Annotated in this window: 17 protein-coding genes; 12 read left to right on the top strand and 5 right to left on the bottom strand. The window is 71.7% G+C overall.

Translation table 11 applies throughout. The features are described from left to right. Positions 1–47 precede the first annotated feature (47 nt). Positions 48–1229 carry a citrate/2-methylcitrate synthase gene (locus F6B43_RS18550; protein WP_150450504.1) on the top strand — a complete coding sequence of 394 codons (1182 nt, stop codon included), beginning with the start codon at positions 48–50 and terminating at the stop codon, positions 1227–1229. On the opposite strand, the gene F6B43_RS18545 is transcribed toward F6B43_RS18550, so the two are convergent. Next, entirely contained in the window at positions 1215–2003 is a 789-nt protein-coding gene (locus F6B43_RS18545; protein ID WP_150450503.1) for an alpha/beta fold hydrolase, read from the bottom strand. The genes F6B43_RS18550 and F6B43_RS18545 overlap by 15 nt on opposite strands. 107 nt (positions 2004–2110) lie before the next feature. Between F6B43_RS18545 and F6B43_RS18540 the strand changes: the two genes are divergently transcribed. From F6B43_RS18540 to F6B43_RS18520, 5 genes are all read left to right on the top strand, one after another. After that, positions 2111–3502 carry a glycoside hydrolase family 30 protein gene (locus F6B43_RS18540; protein WP_246160052.1) on the top strand — a complete coding sequence of 464 codons (1392 nt, stop codon included), beginning with the start codon at positions 2111–2113 and terminating at the stop codon, positions 3500–3502. A 102-nt stretch (positions 3503–3604) separates the two neighbouring features. After that, positions 3605–4882 carry an aminotransferase class V-fold PLP-dependent enzyme gene (locus F6B43_RS18535; protein WP_150450502.1) on the top strand — a complete coding sequence of 426 codons (1278 nt, stop codon included), beginning with the start codon at positions 3605–3607 and terminating at the stop codon, positions 4880–4882. Then, positions 4879–5310 (top strand): Fe-S cluster assembly sulfur transfer protein SufU, encoded by a 432-nt coding sequence (gene sufU, locus F6B43_RS18530; protein WP_150450501.1) that lies wholly within the window; start codon positions 4879–4881, stop codon positions 5308–5310. Before F6B43_RS18535 ends, sufU begins: the two co-directional genes overlap by 4 nt. Before the next feature lie 297 nt (positions 5311–5607). Continuing rightward, complete coding sequence (locus F6B43_RS18525) at positions 5608–7719, top strand: RecQ family ATP-dependent DNA helicase (RefSeq protein WP_150450500.1); 2112 nt, start codon at positions 5608–5610, stop codon at positions 7717–7719. Positions 7720–7810: 91 nt separating this feature from the next. Continuing rightward, complete coding sequence (locus tag F6B43_RS18520) at positions 7811–8548, top strand: polyamine aminopropyltransferase (RefSeq protein ID WP_150450499.1); 738 nt, start codon at positions 7811–7813, stop codon at positions 8546–8548. Between the two features lie 78 nt (positions 8549–8626). On the opposite strand, the gene F6B43_RS18515 is transcribed toward F6B43_RS18520, so the two are convergent. Continuing rightward, on the bottom strand, positions 8627–9688 hold the full coding sequence (locus F6B43_RS18515) for an SDR family NAD(P)-dependent oxidoreductase (protein WP_150450498.1): 1062 nt from the start codon (positions 9686–9688) through the stop codon (positions 8627–8629). Positions 9689–9737: 49 nt separating this feature from the next. Between F6B43_RS18515 and F6B43_RS20055 the strand changes: the two genes are divergently transcribed. Beyond that, positions 9738–10307: a TetR/AcrR family transcriptional regulator gene (locus F6B43_RS20055; RefSeq protein ID WP_150450497.1), complete on the top strand. Its 570-nt coding sequence runs from the start codon at positions 9738–9740 to the stop codon at positions 10305–10307. Between the two features lie 133 nt (positions 10308–10440). Here F6B43_RS20055 and F6B43_RS18505 read toward each other — a convergent pair whose 3' ends face one another. Further along, positions 10441–11643, bottom strand: a complete 1203-nt coding sequence (locus tag F6B43_RS18505; protein ID WP_170285741.1) for a polysaccharide pyruvyl transferase family protein — start codon at positions 11641–11643, stop codon at positions 10441–10443. Between the two features lie 131 nt (positions 11644–11774). Between F6B43_RS18505 and F6B43_RS18500 the strand changes: the two genes are divergently transcribed. Both F6B43_RS18500 and F6B43_RS18495 read left to right on the top strand, forming a co-directional pair. Further along, the gene (locus F6B43_RS18500; protein ID WP_150450495.1) at positions 11775–13928 is read left to right on the top strand and encodes a glycosyltransferase; all 2154 of its coding nucleotides are present in this window, start codon (positions 11775–11777) and stop codon (positions 13926–13928) included. Then, positions 13925–15220, top strand: a complete 1296-nt coding sequence (locus F6B43_RS18495) for a nucleotide disphospho-sugar-binding domain-containing protein (RefSeq protein ID WP_150450494.1) — start codon at positions 13925–13927, stop codon at positions 15218–15220. The genes F6B43_RS18500 and F6B43_RS18495 overlap by 4 nt, the downstream gene beginning before the upstream one ends. On the opposite strand, the gene F6B43_RS18490 is transcribed toward F6B43_RS18495, so the two are convergent. Further along, entirely contained in the window at positions 15169–15882 is a 714-nt protein-coding gene (locus tag F6B43_RS18490) for a galactosyltransferase-related protein (RefSeq protein ID WP_150450493.1), read from the bottom strand. The two genes, F6B43_RS18495 and F6B43_RS18490, sit on opposite strands and share 52 nt — an antisense overlap. A gap of 120 nt (positions 15883–16002) precedes the next feature. Here F6B43_RS18490 and F6B43_RS18485 point away from each other — a divergent pair, with 120 nt between their 5' ends. Next, complete coding sequence (locus F6B43_RS18485; protein WP_150450492.1) at positions 16003–16617, top strand: DnaJ family domain-containing protein; 615 nt, start codon at positions 16003–16005, stop codon at positions 16615–16617. A gap of 66 nt (positions 16618–16683) precedes the next feature. After that, positions 16684–17541: an SDR family NAD(P)-dependent oxidoreductase gene (locus tag F6B43_RS18480; RefSeq protein WP_150450491.1), complete on the top strand. Its 858-nt coding sequence runs from the start codon at positions 16684–16686 to the stop codon at positions 17539–17541. Positions 17542–17554: 13 nt separating this feature from the next. Here the strand turns inward: F6B43_RS18480 and F6B43_RS18475 are convergent, their stop codons facing one another. Continuing rightward, the gene (locus F6B43_RS18475) at positions 17555–17911 is read right to left on the bottom strand and encodes a DUF2834 domain-containing protein (protein WP_150450490.1); all 357 of its coding nucleotides are present in this window, start codon (positions 17909–17911) and stop codon (positions 17555–17557) included. Positions 17912–17994: 83 nt separating this feature from the next. Between F6B43_RS18475 and F6B43_RS18470 the strand changes: the two genes are divergently transcribed. Beyond that, positions 17995–18363, top strand: a complete 369-nt coding sequence (locus F6B43_RS18470; RefSeq protein WP_150450489.1) for a DoxX family protein — start codon at positions 17995–17997, stop codon at positions 18361–18363. The last annotated feature ends 14 nt before the right edge of the window (positions 18364–18377 follow it).

The raw sequence follows: 18377 nt of genomic DNA, 5'->3' as shown, positions 1-18377 counted from the left end.
ATGTCGGTGTTCTCCTTACGGTAACCCACCCCTCCGGAGGAGAAGCGATGAGAACCGCAGCACGCATGGACGACACCCCCATCGAGGTGCCGCGAGGACTCGCGAACGTCGTGGTCACCGAGACCGAGCTGAGCGATGTCCGCGGGCGGGAGGGGTTCTACCATTACCGCCAGTACTCGGCCACGGACCTCGCGCGGACGCGCTCGGTCGAGGACGTCTGGCACCTCCTCCTCGACGGTCACCTGCCCGACGCGCGCGAGCGCGCCGCATTCGCCGCCCGGATCGCCCACGATTCGCGGCTGGATGCCGGGCTCCGCGCGGCGCTGCCGACGATCGCTGCCGCAGCGCCTGCCGGCTGTGCGGCTCCCGTCGACGGTCTCGCCGGACTTCGCGCGGGTCTGGCCCTCGAGGGGGTGCGCGCGGGCTTGTCGCCGCTGTTCGACCTCACGCCCGAGCAGCGCAGGGCCGATCTCATCGCGCTCGCCGCCAAGGCCCCGACGATCGTCGCCGCGCTCCATCGGCTCCGGCAGGGGCGCGCGCCCGTCGAACCGCGCCACGGACTCGGCTACGTCGCGAACTACCTCTACATGCTCCACGATCGGATGCCCGAGCCGAGCGTCGTCGAGGCACTCTCGGTCTACCTCGTCGCCGCGATCGACCACGGCTTCAACGCGTCGACCTTCACCGCGCGCGTCATCGCCTCGACCGGGTCGGATGCCGCCTCGTGCCTGGTCGGAGCGCTGGGTTCGCTCTCCGGACCCCTGCACGGTGGAGCGCCGAGCCGAGCCCTCGACACGCTGGATGCGATCGGGAGTGCGGATCGGATCGATGGCTGGATCACCGCCCGGCTGACCGCGGGCGAGCGCATCATGGGCTTCGGCCACCCCGTCTACCGCACCGAGGATCCGCGGTCGGCCCTGCTGAAAGAGGTCGCGCTGCGATTCGGCGGCCCCCGCGTGGAGTTCGCCGTCGCGGTCGAGGAACGCGTGCCCGTCCTGCTCGAGCAGTACAAGCCTGGCCGCGAGCTTCACACCAACCTCGAGTGGTACGCGGCGATCGTGATGGAACTGTGCGGCATCGAACGAGAGCTCTTCACCCCGACGTTCGCCGTCGCGCGGATCCTCGGCTGGACGGCGAACGTGCTCGAACAGGCGGCCGACCCCAAGATCATCCGCCCCTCCGCCCGGTACGTCGGACCGCCCGCGCCTCAGCCGCTACCGAGCATCTGATCGCAGCGATCGCTGGATGACCCGGGCGGTCGCGACCGGGTCGGCGCGGTGCATGACCGACTCAGGAACCACGACCAGTTCGGCCTGATCGATCGCCTCGGCGAGGCGGTCGGCGCCGGCGATGAGCATGGGGAAGGTCTGCGCTCCGCGCAGGATCGTGACGGGCTGCGTGACCGTGAGCATCGCCGTCGTCGGCGTCGACACCTGCGCGACCAGCCGGGTGTCGTAGACCGTCGACTGGCCGAGCGGCGCGACCGCCTCGAACTGGGGGCTCGCCCGGAACTGATCGACCATCTCGCGCGGCAGGCCCACGCCCTCGAGCTGGAACGTCGCCACCGCCTCGCCGGGGTCGCCGACGTCGACGAGCTGCTGCAGCCGGTCGGCGAGGTCGGCGGGCGGTTCGTCCTCTCCGAACCGCAGTGGCGGTTCGGAGAGGAACAGTGCGCGCACCGGCACCCCCAGCGACGCCGCGAACAGGGCGAGCACGGCTCCCGACGAGTGGCCGAGCACGGCGGCGTCGGGCCCGGCCGCGGCAAGGACGGCGGCGAGATCGTCGACCTCGTCCGCGGGAGTGGAGCCGGGGGCGTCGCCGCTGTCTCCGCGCGCCCGGCGGTCCCATGTGACGGCGGTGAATCCGGCCTCCATCAGCGCGGCGGCGAGCCCGGCGGCGTCGGCAGCTGTCGAGAGAGCGCCGTTCACGATGACCACGACGGGGCCGTCGCCCGTGCGGTGGTAGGCGATGCGGGTTCCGTCGGCGGATGTCACGGTGTCCATGACCTCACCGAACCACCGGGCACGGACACTCGGCAAGGGGCTGGCGGAGCATCCGTCCTGTCCGAGACACCTGAAAACCGAGCGCTCACTCGGGATACGCTGGGACGATGACGATGACGCCCGCGACCGACGCCGTTCGATGGATTCTCACGACTCAGGACGCCCCGTGGCAGGAGCGGCCCGGGCTCGAGTTCGGTCCGCTCTCCGATATGCCGAACGTGATCGTGATCGAGGATGCCCCTCAGCAGGTGATCGAGGGGTTCGGCGCGAGCTTCAACGAGCTCGGCTGGACCTCACTGGGCGCGCTCGATGACGCGCAGCGCGCCGAGGTCTTCCACGAGCTGTTCGCGCCGGGTGCCGGTGCCGCGCTGTCGCTGTGCCGGATGCCGGTCGGCGCAAACGACTTCTCGCGCGACTGGTACTCGTACGACGAGGTCGAGGGCGACTTCGCGCTCGAGCACTTCACGATCGAGGGCGACCTCGAGACCCTCGTGCCGTTCATCCGCGCCGCGCAGGCCGAGCAGCCCGACCTGCGGCTCTGGGCGTCGCCGTGGAGTCCGCCGAGCTGGATGAAGGCCAACGGCCACTATGCCGGCGCCCTCCCGAACCCGTTCATGAACTCCGTCGAGAACGGGCTCCGCCCCGACCAGGTCGGCGCAGAGGGCACCGACATGTTCCGGCTCGAAGAGCCGTACCTCGAGGCGTACGCCCGGTATTTCGGACGTTTCATCGATGCGTACGGCGAGCTCGGCATCCCGATCGGGATGGTCATGCCGCAGAACGAGTTCAACTCGGCGCAGGTCTTCCCGAGCTGCACGTGGACGCCCGACGGCCTCACCCGGTTCGTCCGTCACCTGGGCCCCGAGATGGCCACCCGCGGCGTCGACGTGTTCCTCGGCACGCTCGAGCGTGCGAACGACCGTCTGATCGGAGACGTGCTCGACGAGCCGGACGTCGCGCGGTACGTGACGGGGCTCGGCGTGCAGTGGGAGGGCAAGCGCGCGGTCGCGGCGCTGCACCGCCTGCATCCCGGACTGCGGATCTACCAGACCGAGCAGGAGTGCGGCGACGGCCGGAACGACTGGCGCCACGCGCGGCACGCGTGGTCGCTCATGAAGCAGTACTTCACGCACGGCGCGAACGCCTACATGTACTGGAACATCTCGCTCCTGGAGGGCGGCGTGAGCCGGTGGGGCTGGGCGCAGAACTCGCTGGTCGTGGTGGATCCGGATGCCGGAACCTACCGCTACTCGCACGAGTACCAGGTGCTCAAGCACGTGAGCGCGTTCGTGCGACCCGGGGCGCGCGCGCTCGAGTGCCTGAGCTACACCGGTCACGCCAATCAGCTCGCGTTCCTCAACGAGGACGGCAGTGTGGTCGTCGTGATGCAGAACGACATGGCGGAAGCCATGCCGGTTCGGATCATGCTCGGCGAGCGGGTCATCACGCCGACCCTTCCACCGGACTCGTTCAGCACGTTCGTCATCCCGCCGGCGTGACGGCTCGGGCCGGCGTGACGGCTCGGGCCTGCCACGGCCAGCCCGCACGCCGCCAGTCCGAGGCAGACTAGAAGGACCCCCTCGCTCCACGATCGGATCCCCATGCGCACCACCCCTCCGCGCGACGACCTCGACCTCGCTCTCACGCAGTCGCGACGCGACTTCGCCTCCATCGGCCACCACCCCGGTCGCGCGTACCTCGACTCCGCGGCCACGGCCCAGCGCCCCGCGCAGGTGCTCGACGCCGAGCGTGCGTTCGTCGAGCGCGACTACGCGGCCGTGCATCGCGGCGCGAGCGAAGCCGTCGGCGCCGCGACCGAGGCGTTCGAGACCGCGCGGCACAAGGTCGCCGGATTCGTGGGTGCCGCCGCCGACGAGATCGTCTGGACCGAGAACGCGACCGACGCCATCAACGTGGTCGCGCTCGGACTCTCGGATGCCTCGACCATCGCCGTCGACTCCGCCCTGGCTCTCCGCCCCGGCGACGAGATCCTCGTCACCGAGGCCGAGCATCACGCCAACCTCCTGCCGTGGCAGAAGCTCGCGGCGCGCACCGGGGCCGTCCTGCGCTGGGCGCCGGTCGGTCCCGACGGCACCTGGAGCATCGATGGGCTGCGGGACGCGGCATCCGACCGCACGCGCCTCATCGCGTTCGCCCACGTCTCGAACGTGACGGGCCTGATCGCGCCGGTCGCCGACGTCGCCGAGCTCGCACGCTCGCTCGGGGCGATGACGCTCCTCGACGCCTGCCAGTCGGTGCCGCACCTGCCGGTCGATCTCGGGGCGCTCGGCGTCGATTTCGCCGCCTTCTCGGGGCACAAGATGCTCGGGCCCACGGGTATCGGCGCCCTGTACGGGCGAGCCGAGCTGCTCAATGCGCTGCCTCCGGCGCGCACGGGCGGATCGACCATCACGACCGTGACGATGACCGACGCCGAATTCCTGCCGGCTCCGCAGCGGTTCGAGGCCGGTACCCAGCCGGTCTCGCAGGCGGTCGGCCTGGGGGCAGCCGTCGACTATCTCGACGGCTGGGGCATGGACCGCATCCACGCGCACGAGACCGAGCTGGCGGGGCTGCTGACCGAGGCGGTCGCGGGCATCCCCGGCGTGCGGCTCATCGGCCCGCCGCCGGGCGCGCCGCGCGCAGCGATCGTGAGCGTCGACGTCGAGGGCGTGCACGCGCACGACGTCGGGCAGTTCCTCGACTCCCGCGGCGTCTCGGTACGGGTCGGCCACCACTGCGCCCAGCCGCTGCACCGCGCGCTCGGGATCAGCGCCTCGACCAGGGCGAGCGCGTACCTCTACACCACGCCCGGCGAGGTCGATCGGTTCGGCGCTGCGCTCGCCGAGGTGCGCGCGTTCTTCGGAGCCGACCGATGAGCGACCTCGAGGGCCTGTACCAGGAGGTCATCCTCGATCACGCCCGGCGGAAGATCGGGCAGGGGGATGCGGCATCCTTCGTCCATCAGCACACCGAGGTGAGCCCGACCTGCGGAGACCGGATGACGATCGGGGTCGCCGTCGGCGACGACGGCACGATCAGCCTCGCGTGGGAGGGCCAGGGCTGCAGCATCTCGACCGCGTCGGCCTCGGTGATGTCGGAGCTGCTCGAGGGCTCCACCGCGGAGCACGCGCACGAGTCGATCGACGCGTTCCGCTCGATGATGCGCTCCCGCGGGGCCGAAGAGGCGCCGGAGTTCCTCGGCGACGCCGAGGTGTTCCAGGGCGTCTCGAAGTACGTCATGCGGGTGAAGTGCGCGATGCTCCCCTGGGTCGCGCTCGAGGCCGCGCTCGGCCAGGCGGGCTGACTCGGCCCTCCCACGATCCGTTTGCAGGGAGCGGTGTGACGCATGTGACGGCGGAGGGGCGACACGCCGGGTCGTGGGCGTGAGCTCCCTGCAGACGGTGCGGATGACGGAGGGTGCAGCCCGGGTGTCGGCCAGGCGGGCTGACTCGGCCCTCCCACGATCCGTTTGCAGGGAGCGGTGTGGCGCATGTGACGGCGGAGGGGCGACACGCCGGGTCGTGGGCGTGAGCTCCCTGCAGACGGTGCGGCCGGCGGAGGCTGCAGCCCGGGTGTCGGCGCCGGCTGACAGACTCGGACGATGACCGCCGACACCCGCACCGAGGCGCTCGCGATCCTCCGCACGCTCGTCGGCCGCGCCGACGCCGAGTTCCATGAGGGTCAGTTCGAGGCGATCGAGACACTCGTCGACGGCCGCAGGCGCGCGCTCGTGGTGCAGCGCACAGGGTGGGGCAAGTCGGCGGTGTACTTCGTCGCGACCCTGCTGCTGCGGCGTCGCGGCGGCGGTCCGACCGTGCTCGTCTCGCCGCTCCTCGCTCTCATGCGCGACCAGATCTCAGCGGCCGAGCGCGCCGGAGTCAGGGCGGTCGCGATCAACTCGACGAACGCCCACGAGTGGGGCGACGTGCTCGCGCAGCTCGACCGCGACGACGTCGACGTACTGCTGCTCTCGCCCGAGCGTCTGAACAACCCGTCGTTCCGCGATGAGCAGCTGCCCGCGCTCGTGGATCGGATGGGGATGCTGGTGGTCGACGAAGCCCACTGCATCAGCGACTGGGGCCACGACTTCCGCCCCGACTATCGACGCCTCGGCGATCTGATCCGGCGCCTGCCGGCAGGCATCCCGATCCTGGCGACGACGGCGACGGCCAACAGCCGCGTCGTCACCGACGTCGAGGAGCAGCTCGGGCGGAGCGAGGGTGGCGAAGCTGCGGCGGAGCCGGGCGTGGTGACGATCCGCGGTCCGCTTGCCCGCGCGTCGCTGCGCCTGGGCGTACTGCGTCTGCCCGACGCCCGAGCGAGGCTCGCGTGGCTGCTCACGCACCTCGGCGACCTGCCGGGCTCGGGCATCATCTACAGCCTGACGGTGGCCGGTGCCGAAGACACCGCGCGACTGCTGCGCGAGGCGGGGCACGACGTGCGCGCCTACACGGGGCAGACGGACACGGCCGAGCGCGAGGCATCCGAAGCGGCTCTCAAGAACAATGTGGTCAAGGCACTGGTCGCGACCAGCGCGCTCGGAATGGGGTTCGACAAGCCCGACCTCGGGTTCGTCGTGCATCTGGGTGCGCCGTCGTCGCCGGTCGCCTACTACCAGCAGGTCGGCCGTGCCGGCCGTGCCACCGCGAACGCCGACGTGCTGCTGCTGCCCGGCCCGGAGGACCCCGACATCTGGCGGTACTTCGCGACCGCGTCGATGCCCACGCGCGAGCGTGCCGAGCGGGTGATCCGTGAGCTCGGCGATCGCCCGACCTCGACGCCGGCGCTCGAGGCGCTGGTCGACATCCGCCGGACGCCGCTCGAGCTCCTGCTGAAGGTGCTCGACGTCGACGGGGCGGTGCGCCGCGTGAGCGGCGGCTGGGTCGCGACGGGCGAGCCGTGGGCGTACGACGCCGAGCGGTACGAGCGGATCGGCGCAGAGCGCGTCGCCGAGCAGCAGCACATGCTCGACTACGAGGCGACGAGCGGATGCCGGATGGAGTACCTGCAGCGCGCGCTCGACGACGACACGGCCGCTCCCTGCGGCCGGTGCGACAACTGCGCAGGCGTGTGGTTCGAGACGGGCATCGCGTCGGCGGCGGCCGACTCTGCCACGGCGTCGCTCGCGCGCGTCGGCGTGCCGATCGAGCCGCGCGCACAATGGCCGACGGGCGCCGACCGGCTCGGGGTGCCGGCGAAGGGTCGTATCGCAGCCGCCGAGCGGCCTGAGGAGGGCCGTGCGCTCGCACGCCTGACCGACCTCGGATGGGGCGGGGCGCTCCGCACGCTGTTCGCCGAGGGCGCCCCCGACGGGCCGATCTCTCCCTCCCTCCTCGACGCCGCCGTGCGTGTGCTCGCCGATTGGCCGTGGGCGGCGCGGCCAGCTTCCGTCGTCGCGATGCCGTCGCGGCGCCGGCCGCTGCTGATCGATGCGGTGGCTCGCGGTCTGGCCGCGGCGGGGCGCCTGCCGTTCGCGGGCACGCTGGGCACGCGGAACGGGGGTCCGTCGGGCGACCCCGGCGGCAACAGCGTCTATCGCCTCGCAGGCCTGTGGGATCGGTTCGACGCGACGGGGCTCGATCTCCCGGCGGGGCCGGTGCTGCTCGTCGACGACATCGCCGACAGCCGCTGGACCCTGACGGTCGCGTCGCGCGAGCTGCGGCGCGCGGGGGCTGACGCGGTCCTGCCGTTCGCCCTGGCCCTGCGCGGCTGAACTCGCTGCTCGCTGAGCGAGGGGCGAACTCCGCGCGGCGGGAGCGACCGAGCACACCCCGTAGGGTGAGCTGCGACGAGAGAAGGATGCTGTGATCGCACGGTTCGAAGAACTCGACTGGCAGTCCACTCCCCTCGGCGACCTCACTCTGCGCCGCCGGAACGAGCCGGCCGTCGGCCACGAGATCTACGAGGTGAAGCTCGGCGACGAGTACCTCATGTCGAGTCTGTTCACCGTCGCCGAAGAGGCGCTCGCCACCCTCGGCCTGGATGCGACCTCCGGAAGTGGACTGAATGTCCTGGTCGGCGGCCTCGGGCTCGGCTACACCGCCGTCGCCGCGCTGCGCGACGAGCGCGCCGGCATCCTCACCGTGGGCGCTCTCACCGTCATCGACCGGCTCGCGGCGGTCATCCGGTGGCACGAGCGCAGGCTGCTCCCTGTCTCGACCGAGCTGGTCGACGATCCGCGCACGGCGCTCGTCTGCGACGACTTCTTCGCCGTGATGCGGATGCCGCCCCCCACCGACGCGATGGGCTATGACGCCATCCTGCTCGACGTCGATCACTCGCCGCGTCACCAGCTCGATCCGAGCCACGGTGCCCTGTATTCCGCCGACGGCATGCGCTCCCTCGACCGTCACCTCGTCGACGGCGGAGTCTTCGCACTGTGGTCGGACGACCCGCCCGACGCCGCCTACATGGCCGTGCTGCGCGGGGTGTTCGACGATGCGGAGGCGCACGTCATCGACTTCGCGAACGCCGTCACCGGCGGAACCTCGTCCAACACGGTCTACGTCGCGCGCAGCCGGCGGCGGGGACCGCTCACCTGACGCAACACGCCCGCGACGGCGCGGCCGAAGGGCGTGTCGCCTCCGGTGAGCGGCGCGGAGGAGAAGGGCGACGCGAGGTCAGGCGGCTGACCAGCCGCCGTCGCTCGCGAGGATGACGCCGTTCACGTTCACGCCGTCGTCGCTGAGCAGGAAGGTGATGGATGCTGCGAGAGCATCCGCCTCGACGGGGTCGGGCATGACCGCCATGGCCGTCTGCACGCGCTCGGCCCCGAGCGGCGAGGCGAAGCTCGCCTGGATGTTCGTGATCGTGGGACCGGGGGCGACGGCGTTGACCCGGATGCCGCTCGGCCCATACATGAATGCGCTGCTCTTCGTGAGGCCCGCGACCGCGTGCTTGGACGCCGTGTACGCGGCCCCGGCGGCTGAACCGCGAAGTGCCGCCTCGGAGGCGGTGTTCACGATCGAACCGCCACCCTGCGCGAGCATCGCGGGGATCGCTGCGCGCATGAGCTTCATCGTTCCCGTGACGTTGACGCGGAACACCCGGTCCCACACCGCGTCCGACACGTCGCCGACGGGTGTCATGTCGTCCATGATCCCGGCGATGTTGGCCAGGCCGTCGATCGTGGCGCCGGCCGCCTCGATGATGCGGGCGACGCCGGCATCGTCCGTGATGTCGGCGGTGAGGGAGACGATGTCGGCGCCCGCGTGCGCAGCGACGAACTCGTCGAGGCGCTCCTGGCTGACGTCGACCGCGATCACACGGCCGCCCTCGCGGGCTATGCGCGATGCCGTGGCACGGCCGATGCCGGATCCTGCGCCCGTGACGATGATCGTCTTGCCGGTGAAGCGACCCTGGTCGATGCGCTCGGTCCACTCGCGCAGGACGGGGGCAGGCGCGGATGCTGCGGCATCCGTCCCGGCCGGAGGCTCGGCGGGAGCCGTCCCGCCCGGCACGACGCCTGCGGCCGCGCGGCGGACGAGGTCATCGAGCATGTCCTGCGTGAAGGCGCCCTGGCTGAGCTTGACGAGCCGCTTGATCGCGAGCTTGCGGACGGGTCTGAACGCGTCGGGGGTCTGACCGCCCTGGGCGAGCAGATCGGTGAGGAGGGCGTTGCCGATCGGATCTTCGAGCCAGGTGGCGATCGACGAATCGGCGGTGAGGGGCGAGGTACCCATGGTGTGTTCCTTTCTACCGGACAACTGTGTCCGGTATTAGGCTACACCCGTGTCGTCGCAGGCAGAAGAGCAGCCGAAAGCCAATCGCGGGCCCGCTGCAGGGCCCGAGAATCGTCGCGCACTGATCGCGGCAGCACGGGAGGTCTACGCCGAGGGCGGGCTGAATGCTCCGTTCAGCGCGGTCGCCAAACGCGCCGGTGTGGGGCAGGGAAGTCTGTACCGTCACTTCCCCGACCGGACGGCTCTCGCGGTGGCCGTGTACGAGGAGAACGTCGCCGAACTGGAGCGGCTCATGGAGCCCGACACGAGCACGCTCGACGATCTGCTCACCCGCACCGTCGATCAGGCGATGGTCTCGACAGCGTTCGTCGAGCTCGTCAACGGCGACCGTCACGATCCGCGGGTCGCCGCGCTCGGCGAACGCTACCGCGGCGTGGCATCCCGCCTGCTCGCGCGCGAGCAGCGCGCCGGTCGCGCCGGGTCGCACCTCGAGGTCGAAGACGTGCTGCTGGCGACGGGGATGCTCGCCGCCGAGATCGCGCGGAGCGACCCGGATCAGCGCCTCGACGTCGCCACGCGGGTGCGCGCGCTGTTCCATCTCGCTTTCGCGCCGCGCTGAGTCCGCTCGCACATCCGGCACCGTCGGTTGCTCAACGTCCCGGTGGATATCGAGGTCGGATCGCCCACCTGAGGTCGAATCGACGAAGCTCACCCGGTGCTGTGACGCCGACGACCTCGCGCCAGCCCGCTCCTCAGCCTCGGAACACGGTGACGACCCGGTCCCACCACTCCGCGTGCGCGGCGCGTGCGCTCGGCAGGAGCTCGGCGGTCCGCTCCGCGACACGGGGCGCTGACTCCCACACCTCGATCAGCGATGCCGCGCCTCCCGCGCCGGCCGCGTGTGCCAGCGGCATGGTGCCGTGCTGGTCCCACCAACCGGTGGCCCCGCGCAGCTTGACGCCGGTGTAGTCGTCGGCGACGAGGGCGGCGACCGGGACGCCCGCCGGGGTCGCGAAGACCGTGGGGTGGTACCGGCTGGTGACGAGCATCCCGGCGCTGCGTGCGAGGGCCGCGGACGAGCGGGCGTCGCCGGGCGGGACCGCGCGGGAGGGCGTGCGCATCGCCGCGCGCACCTCGTCATGGAGCACCTGGTCACCGACGAGCACGTCCGGATCGAGCGAGCCGAAGTGCGGGTGGAACACGACGGAGAGTCCGGATGCTGCGGCCAGCCCGTCGAGCGCGCGCGCCAGCCCGGCGACCGTCTCGGCGCGGGGGAGTCCGCCGAGGTGCGTGGACAGGCTCACGACGAGGGAGCCCGCGGGTTCGGGCGTGACAGGACGGTCGTCGAAACCAAGGAACGAGGCGTCGTCGGTGTGCGCGCTGAGCCTCGCGGTCTCGACACCCAGGCTCGCCGCCAGAGCCTCCGAGGCGCGCTCGCGCACGCCGACGAGGGCGGCGCTGTGCAGGAGCGGGGCGAGCACCTCGCGATCAGGTGCGGTCAGCGCCGGGCCGAGGGTCTGCCCGCTGACGACCAACGGCCGCCCGTATCGCCGCGCGATCAGTGCGAGCGCGGCGCGTTCGTAGATGTGCAGGGGCCAGTTCGATGCCATGTTGCCGCCGCCGGCGATGGCCACGGCATCCGCGTCCCGCACCGCACTGATCACCCGCCAGGCGGGGTCGTCCTCGGCGAGGGCACTGTCGCCTTCCAGGCAGGCGGCGACCGCGGCAAGACGGGCGGCCATCGCCGCGCGATCGCCCGTGAATCCGATGCGATCGATCGCGTCGACCCCGTAGCGACGGGCGGTTTCGGCGGGAGCGCTCGAGATCGCGAGGATCGATCGCACGCCCCTGGCCGACACCTCATCCCGCAGTGCTTCGAACATCGCCTCGTCGCCGATGTGCACGACGTCGCCGGAGACTCCGACGTCGCCGATCGCGACCAGATGCATACCCATGTCCCTTCTGTCGGCGCGAGTTGTCAATCCCGGCCGAACGTTCATTCTTCCCCCGTACCATTCCAGATACCGGCACTCAGCCGGGGTCGCGCGCGGTGCGCGCGCGGGTCCGGCGACAGAAGGAGATGAGCGTGGGCGTTCAGACCGCACTCGACCAGGTCGCGAACGCACCGAGCATCGTCGATGCTATGCGTTCCGCCGACGACCTCGCGTTCGAGGCGGGGCGCGATCCGGGCGTCCGCACGGTTCGGCTCCTCGCCGCAGCGCTGCAATCCTCGGATCAGCTCGTCGTGATCGCGGCTATCCACGCGCTCGCCGAGGTCTTCGACGGCGAAGCGGGGAGGATGCTCGTCGGCCTCCTCTCCGACGAGCGGCTCTTCGTCCGCGAGCATGTCGCGTGGGCGCTCGGGTCCGGACTCCCGCGGCCGGAGGCGATGGGTCGGCTGCTCGCGCTCGTCGCCCGCGGCGGGTTCACCGGCATGGTCGCGCAGCGCACTCTCGAGCAGTGGTCGGCGACGACGGCGGAGCCCCTCATGGTGGGCGTCGAGGGCGCCCTGCTGGGCATCGCAGAGCCGGAGGCGAGGGCCAGGATGGTCGAGACGCTCGGGCTCGTCCGGGCATCGGTGGCCACCGCCCCGCTGCTGCGCATCGCGCGCGACCTCGACGAGCACGAGGCGGTGCGCGTCGCCGCGATCGCCGCGCTCGGCCAGCGCTCGCCCAGCCCGGCGGTCCGCGATGCGCTCGAGGGCTTCGCGGCCGAGCCCGGTCTCATCGGCGATGTGGCGCGGCTCTCACTCATCGACCTCGCTCCCGACCAGGCGCGCGTGCGCCGCACGGACGGGCTCTCGGTCGCGCAGCTGTTCCTGCACGCCGACATCGATCCGCACCTCTCGTCCGCGGGGGCGGGAGACAACGGCGGCATCGCGACGCTGCTCGTCCGCCTCGGCGACGCTCTCGTGCACGACAGCGACACCGAGGTGCGGCGGGTGATCACGCTCTCACGCGGCTCGGTGGCGGATGCGACGGCGGATCTCCGCACGATCCACGCGGCCGACACGGGCCACGTGTACGGGCACATCCCCCTCCTGCGCGAGCCGGTCTCGTCGGCCGCGGCGTGGCCGCTGCGCGTCGTCACGAGGCGCGGCATCCGCCGCATCCTCCGCGCCGCCGGCGGTGTCGATCTGCTCCACCTGCGGATGGCGGATGTCGGCAGCCTGGCAGCCGCCGACGTCGCGCGCGAGCTCGGCATCCCCGTCGTCTTCACCGTCGCGCCCGATCCCCACGCGGTGATCGAGTCTCTCGACCGCTCGGGGCGACTCACGCGGTCGGGATTCGGCGACGCAGACGTGCTCGAGCACTTCTGGTTCCGCACCCGGCTCGTGCAGAGCCTCGCCGCGAACGCCGCGCACACCGTGTTCTTCCCTCGGCCGAACCTCGCCGCCGACATGCGGCAGCTCGTGGGGATCGACATGGCCGCGCACGCCGAGCGCCACACGATCGTGCCCGAGGGCGTCGATCTGGTCACGGTCGACGCCGCCGTGGCGGCGGCCGAGCGCCACGCGGCGGGCGAGCCCCCCACCCCGGCGCTCGCCGAGCTGCACGCGTTGATCGCAGAGCTCGACGAGCCGCGCCGATCGCTGCCGCTCGTCGTGAGCGTCGGCCGGCTTCATCGGGTCAAGGGCATGGCGACGCTCGTCGAAGCCTGGGCGTCCGGCCCGCTCGCCGACCGCGCGAACCTGCTGATCGTCGGTGGCGACCTCGACGCGCCCTCGCTCGACGAGCGCGAGCAGCTCGGGTTGATCGATGCCAGCGTGCCGCCCGCCGACCGCGCGCGCCGCGGCCTGCTGCTGCCGGGTCACCGCCCGAACGATGTCGTCGCGCAGTGGATGGCCGCGGCGCGGATCGGGCTGCCCCGCGCGACGGCCCCGGGGGGCGTGTACGTGTGCGCGAGCATCAAGGAGGAGTTCGGCATCGCCCTGCTCGAGGGCATGGCCACGGGCCTTCTGGTCGTCGCGCCGGACGGCGGCGGCCCGGCCACCTACGTCGAGGACGGGGTCACCGGCATCCTCACGGCGACGTGGGATGCCGGGCAGCTGCGGCACGCGATCGAGAGCGCCGCCCTGACGGCGCAGGCCGAGCGCGGCCCGGAGCGCCCCGCGCGCAGCCGAGAGATGGTGCGCAGCCGCTTCACGATCCAGCAGATGTCCGAGTCGCTCGGCGTGGTCTACCGCACCGTCGCTCGCGAAGAGGATGTGCTGCGCGAACTTGCCGAGTCGCTCGGATGACCGTCCTCGTCATCAGCCCCGACTACGCATCGCACCTGCTCCCGCTCGCGACGATCGCAACGGCCTGGCGCGATCGCAGCGAACGGGTCGTGGTGGCGACCGGACCGGCCACCGCCGAGATCGTCTCCTCGTTCGGGTTCGAGCGCACCGATCTGCGACTGGGGCGCGGGTCCAACGCGGGGGTCATCCGCGCCGAAGACCAGCCGACCGACGAGGGCGATTCGCTGCGTGGCTTCTTCGACGCGACGCGAGCCGGGGCGGTCGAGACCTTGACGTATCAGGCGACCGAGCGCCTCACCGATCTGATGTGGCGACCCGTGGATGCTGCGCGCGCCGTCCTGCGGATCATCGACGACGTCGCACCGAACGCGATCATCGTCGACCACCTCGCCTTCAGCGCCCGCCTCGGCCTCCACGCGGCCGGCATCCGCTACGCGGACGTCGTGCTCGGGCATCCGAGCGCGCTGCCGGTCGCGGGCGAGGTGTACGGGTTCCCGCCCTCGTGGCCCGAGGCCATCCAGCCGTCGCCCGAGGCGCTCGCCGAGCTGCGCGAGCTGTGCGAGAGGGTCTCGGAGCGGTTCACCGAGGAGTGGAACGCCGCACTGGCGGTACTCGATCCCGGCGGTGCCCGAACGGGTGACGCGTTCGCCGAGCACGGCCCCGTCGTGCTCTACAACTATCCGCCCGAGCTCGCCGACCCCGGTCGGGGCGCACTGCTGCCGCCGCACGTGCACCTCGGTTCGACGCGTCGTGTCGAACCGGACGAACCCGACGTCGAGCGGTGGATCGCCGCATCCGGCTCGTTCGTCTATGTGAGCTTCGGCAGCTTCCTCTCGGTGCGCGGCGATGTGCTGCGCCGGGTCGTGGACGCCGCGAAGATCGCCGGCGTGCGCCTCGCGATCGCGACGGGCTCGACCGACGCCGGCGAACTGGGCGAGCTTCCGGGCGACTGGCTCGTGCGCGCGTACCTGCCCCAGGTCCGGCTGCTGGGGGCGGCTCAGGCGGCGGTGACCCACGGCGGCAACAACTCCGTCACCGAGGCGATCGGCTCGGGCGTGCCGCTGGTGGTGCTGCCGTTCTCGACCGATCAGTTCGCGGGCGCCGCGGCGCTCGAACGCACCGGCTTCGGGGTCGCGCTCGACCCGAACAGCGCGACCGTCGATGAGCTCGCCGCGGCGCTCCGTGCGGTGCTGTCTCTCGACCCCGGCACGCGGGGGCGATTGGATGCCGCGGCCGAGGCTCAGCGAGCGGAGTCCGGTCCTGACCGTGCGTTCTCCGCCCTGGCGGACTGACCTTCAGCGACGAGCGCGGCCATCGCCGCGGCATCCCCCTCGGCGTCGCGGTAGCGCTCCATGAGCGCGGCATTGCGCTCGTACCCGGTTCCGGCCCGTACCTCGCCCACGTGGTGAAGGGCGTAGACGCGGCCATCGTGCCGCGCGGGGGGAGCGCCCAGCAGGGTGGTGTGCGCGCGGTACCAGGCCGCGTCCTCGAAACCCCAGCCGCGGAACCGCTCGTCCTGGCCGCCGTGCCGCTCCCACGTGCGTCGCGTCGTCACATACACGCCTGAGCAGGCGCCCTCGACGAACTGCCCGACCGCGCAGTCGATGAGCGGTGTGCCGGCCGCGAACTGCGCCGATCCCTCAGGGCCGAGCCACCGGTATTGCGTGTAGGGAAGGTGCACCAGCCCGCTCGTCGCGGCCGCCCGCACGGCAGCCAGGAGCGGTTCGCGTTCGGGGATCGTGTCGGCGTCGCCGACGACGATCACCTCGTCGGGGTCGGCGACAGCGGCGATCGCCAGGTTGCGGCAGCGTGAGAGCACGAACACGTCGTCGTCGGTGTCGATCGTGGTGACGGTGGCCTCGGGAAGATTCTGCGCGTACCAGTCGGTGACGCGTTCGAACGCGTCGATCCGCGAGGGGGCGGGGCGCCAGGGGATCACGACCGAGATGCTCACCCGAGAACTCTAGGCGAGTCCACACGCCCGCAGCTGCGCTCGCAGGCCGTTCGAGCCGCGCCACCGCGCACCGCATCGACGAGAATGGACGCAGCGCCCGCGACGTCCGAGGAGGCTGACATGGCTGACGATCCCCGCGAGGCGGCCGCCCGGTACCGCCTCGACAAGGAGGCGCGCGACACGGGCGGCGAACCGGAGGTCGAGGCATCCGCGCCCCCATCGCGAGGGTTCAGCGAGCTCGAGCGCGCCGCTTACGTGGAAACGACGATTCAGCAGGCGATCCGCCGCGGCGAGTTCGACAATCTGCCGGGTGCGGGCAAGCCCCTGATCGGGCTCGGGGCATCTCACGATCCGGACTGGTGGATCCGCCGCAAGATCGAGACCGAGGGGCTGACCGGCCTCGGCCCGCCCGCGCTCCTGCTTCGCACGGAGCACGCGCAGCTCGACGCGCGCCTGGATGACCTGCGCACCGAGGACGAGGTGCGTGACTACCTCGAAGACTTCAACGCTCGCGTGATCGAGGCGCGCCGCCAGCTTCTGGGCGGCCCTCCCGTGGTGACGCCGACCGTCGACGTGGACGAGCGCACCGGGGAATGGCGGGCGCGGAGGGATGCTGCGCGCCGAACGGCGCCACAGGCTACGGCCCCGCAGCAGTCGGGGTGGTGGGCACGGATGTGGCGCGCTTCGCGCGAAGCGCCCGGCTCTGTCGACCGAGGCGACGCCGAGCCGGCGTGACGTCGGGCGGCCGGCGCTGCCGGCACGGCGAGCCCAGGGCCCTCGGCGCGGGGTAGCGTCGGGGGTGTGACCGATTCCCACGAACGAGGCCCCACCGAACGACGCACGATCATCGTGACAGGTGCGAGCGACGGCATCGGCGCGGCGGCCGCCCGCGAACTCGCCGGGCACGGGCACGAAGTCGTGGTCGTCGGGCGCTCGCCGCAGAAGACCGAGGCCATCGCCCGCGAGCTGGGCGCCGAGCATCACCTCGTCGACTACGCCGAGCTCGCCTCGGTGCGGCGGCTGGCGAGCGAGCTCGGTTCGCGGCATCCTCGCATCGATGTGCTCGCGAACAATGCCGGCGGCATCTTCGGCAAGAACCGCGAGGTCACCGCCGACGGGCACGAGCTGACGTTCCAGGTGAACTACCTCGCGCCGTTCCTCCTGACGCAGCTGCTGCACGAGAACCTCGTCGCCGCGCACGGCACCGTGATCAACACCTCGAGCGCCGCGAACAAGCTGTTCAGCCGCTTCGACATCGACGACCTCGACGCCGAGCGCCGCTACAGCCCGAGGCTCGCGTACGGCAACGCCAAGCTCGCGCAGATCCTCCACACGAAAGAGCTCGACCGGCGGTATCGCGACGTGGGGCTCACCTCGACCGCGTTCCACCCCGGAGTGATCGCCTCGAGCTTCTCCGCCGCCCCCGGATCGGCGATGCGCGCCGTGTACGCGTCCCGGCTCGCCAAGATGTTCCTCTCTCCGGTCGAGAAAGGCGCCGACACGCTCGTCTTCCTCGCCGAGGGACGCCCGGGGATCGACTACCCGACCGGCGAATACTTCGTCGACCGCAAGCCCGCGAAGCCGAAGAAGCAGGCGACGGATGCTGCGCTCGCGCGCGAACTGTGGGACCGGTCGGTCGCGATGCTCGCCACCGCCTGAGTCCCGCGGCGCCTCACTCGCGCGGAGCGGCGCGCTCCGTCATCCGCCGCTCCGTCATCCGCCGCTGTCTCATCGCGAGGAACAGGGGGAAGGTGAACGCGAACGCCGTGACCCCGGCTGCCACGATGTAGAGCCATCCGAAACGCATCCCGAGGCGCCGGGACTCGACGATCACGAAGATGCTCGCGGCGATCGCGGCCACGAGCAGATCGATCGAGATCGAGGTGACGGCGGGGCCGCCGCCGAACAGGTCGCCGAGATAGTCGCGCATGAGCACGACCGACAGCACGTTGAACGCCATGGTGCCGATGAGCCCGACGACCGCCAGGCCGAGGTAGACGAACGCGAGAGGGGTCCAGTGACGGGTCATGCCTGATTGTCGCGCGATTCGGACCCGAATCCACCGAGCCGGTTCCGCGCGGCGCGGACCACCGGCGGGAGTAGCGTGAGCGCATGCTGATCGCGTACTGGATCGCCGCGGGGCTGCTCGCCCTCGTCTCGCTCTACGCCGCGGGGCTCAAGCTCTTGCGCACGAAGGAGCAGCTCGAGCGTGCGAACGGCATGGCCTGGACGAAGGGGTTCTCGCAGGGCGCCATCCGGCTGATCGGCGTCGCCGAGCTGCTGGGTGCGATCGGGCTGATCGTGCCGCCTCTGGTGGCCATCGCTCCCATCCTCGCGCCGGTCGCAGCGCTCGGCCTCGGCGTGCTGCAGATCGGCGCCGCCGTGACCCACGCGCGCCTGGGCGAGAAGCCGGTCATCAACGTGGTTCTCGTGGTGCTCGCGGCGGTCGCCGCCGTGACCGGGTTCCTCGTCTGGGCGTGAACCCCTCGTTCGGC

The sequence above is a fragment of the Microbacterium rhizomatis genome, assembly GCF_008710745.1.
Lineage (GTDB): Bacteria > Actinomycetota > Actinomycetes > Actinomycetales > Microbacteriaceae > Microbacterium > Microbacterium rhizomatis.
Note: the sequence above shows the minus strand (reverse complement) of the source record. Positions and strands in the feature narration are given on the sequence as shown.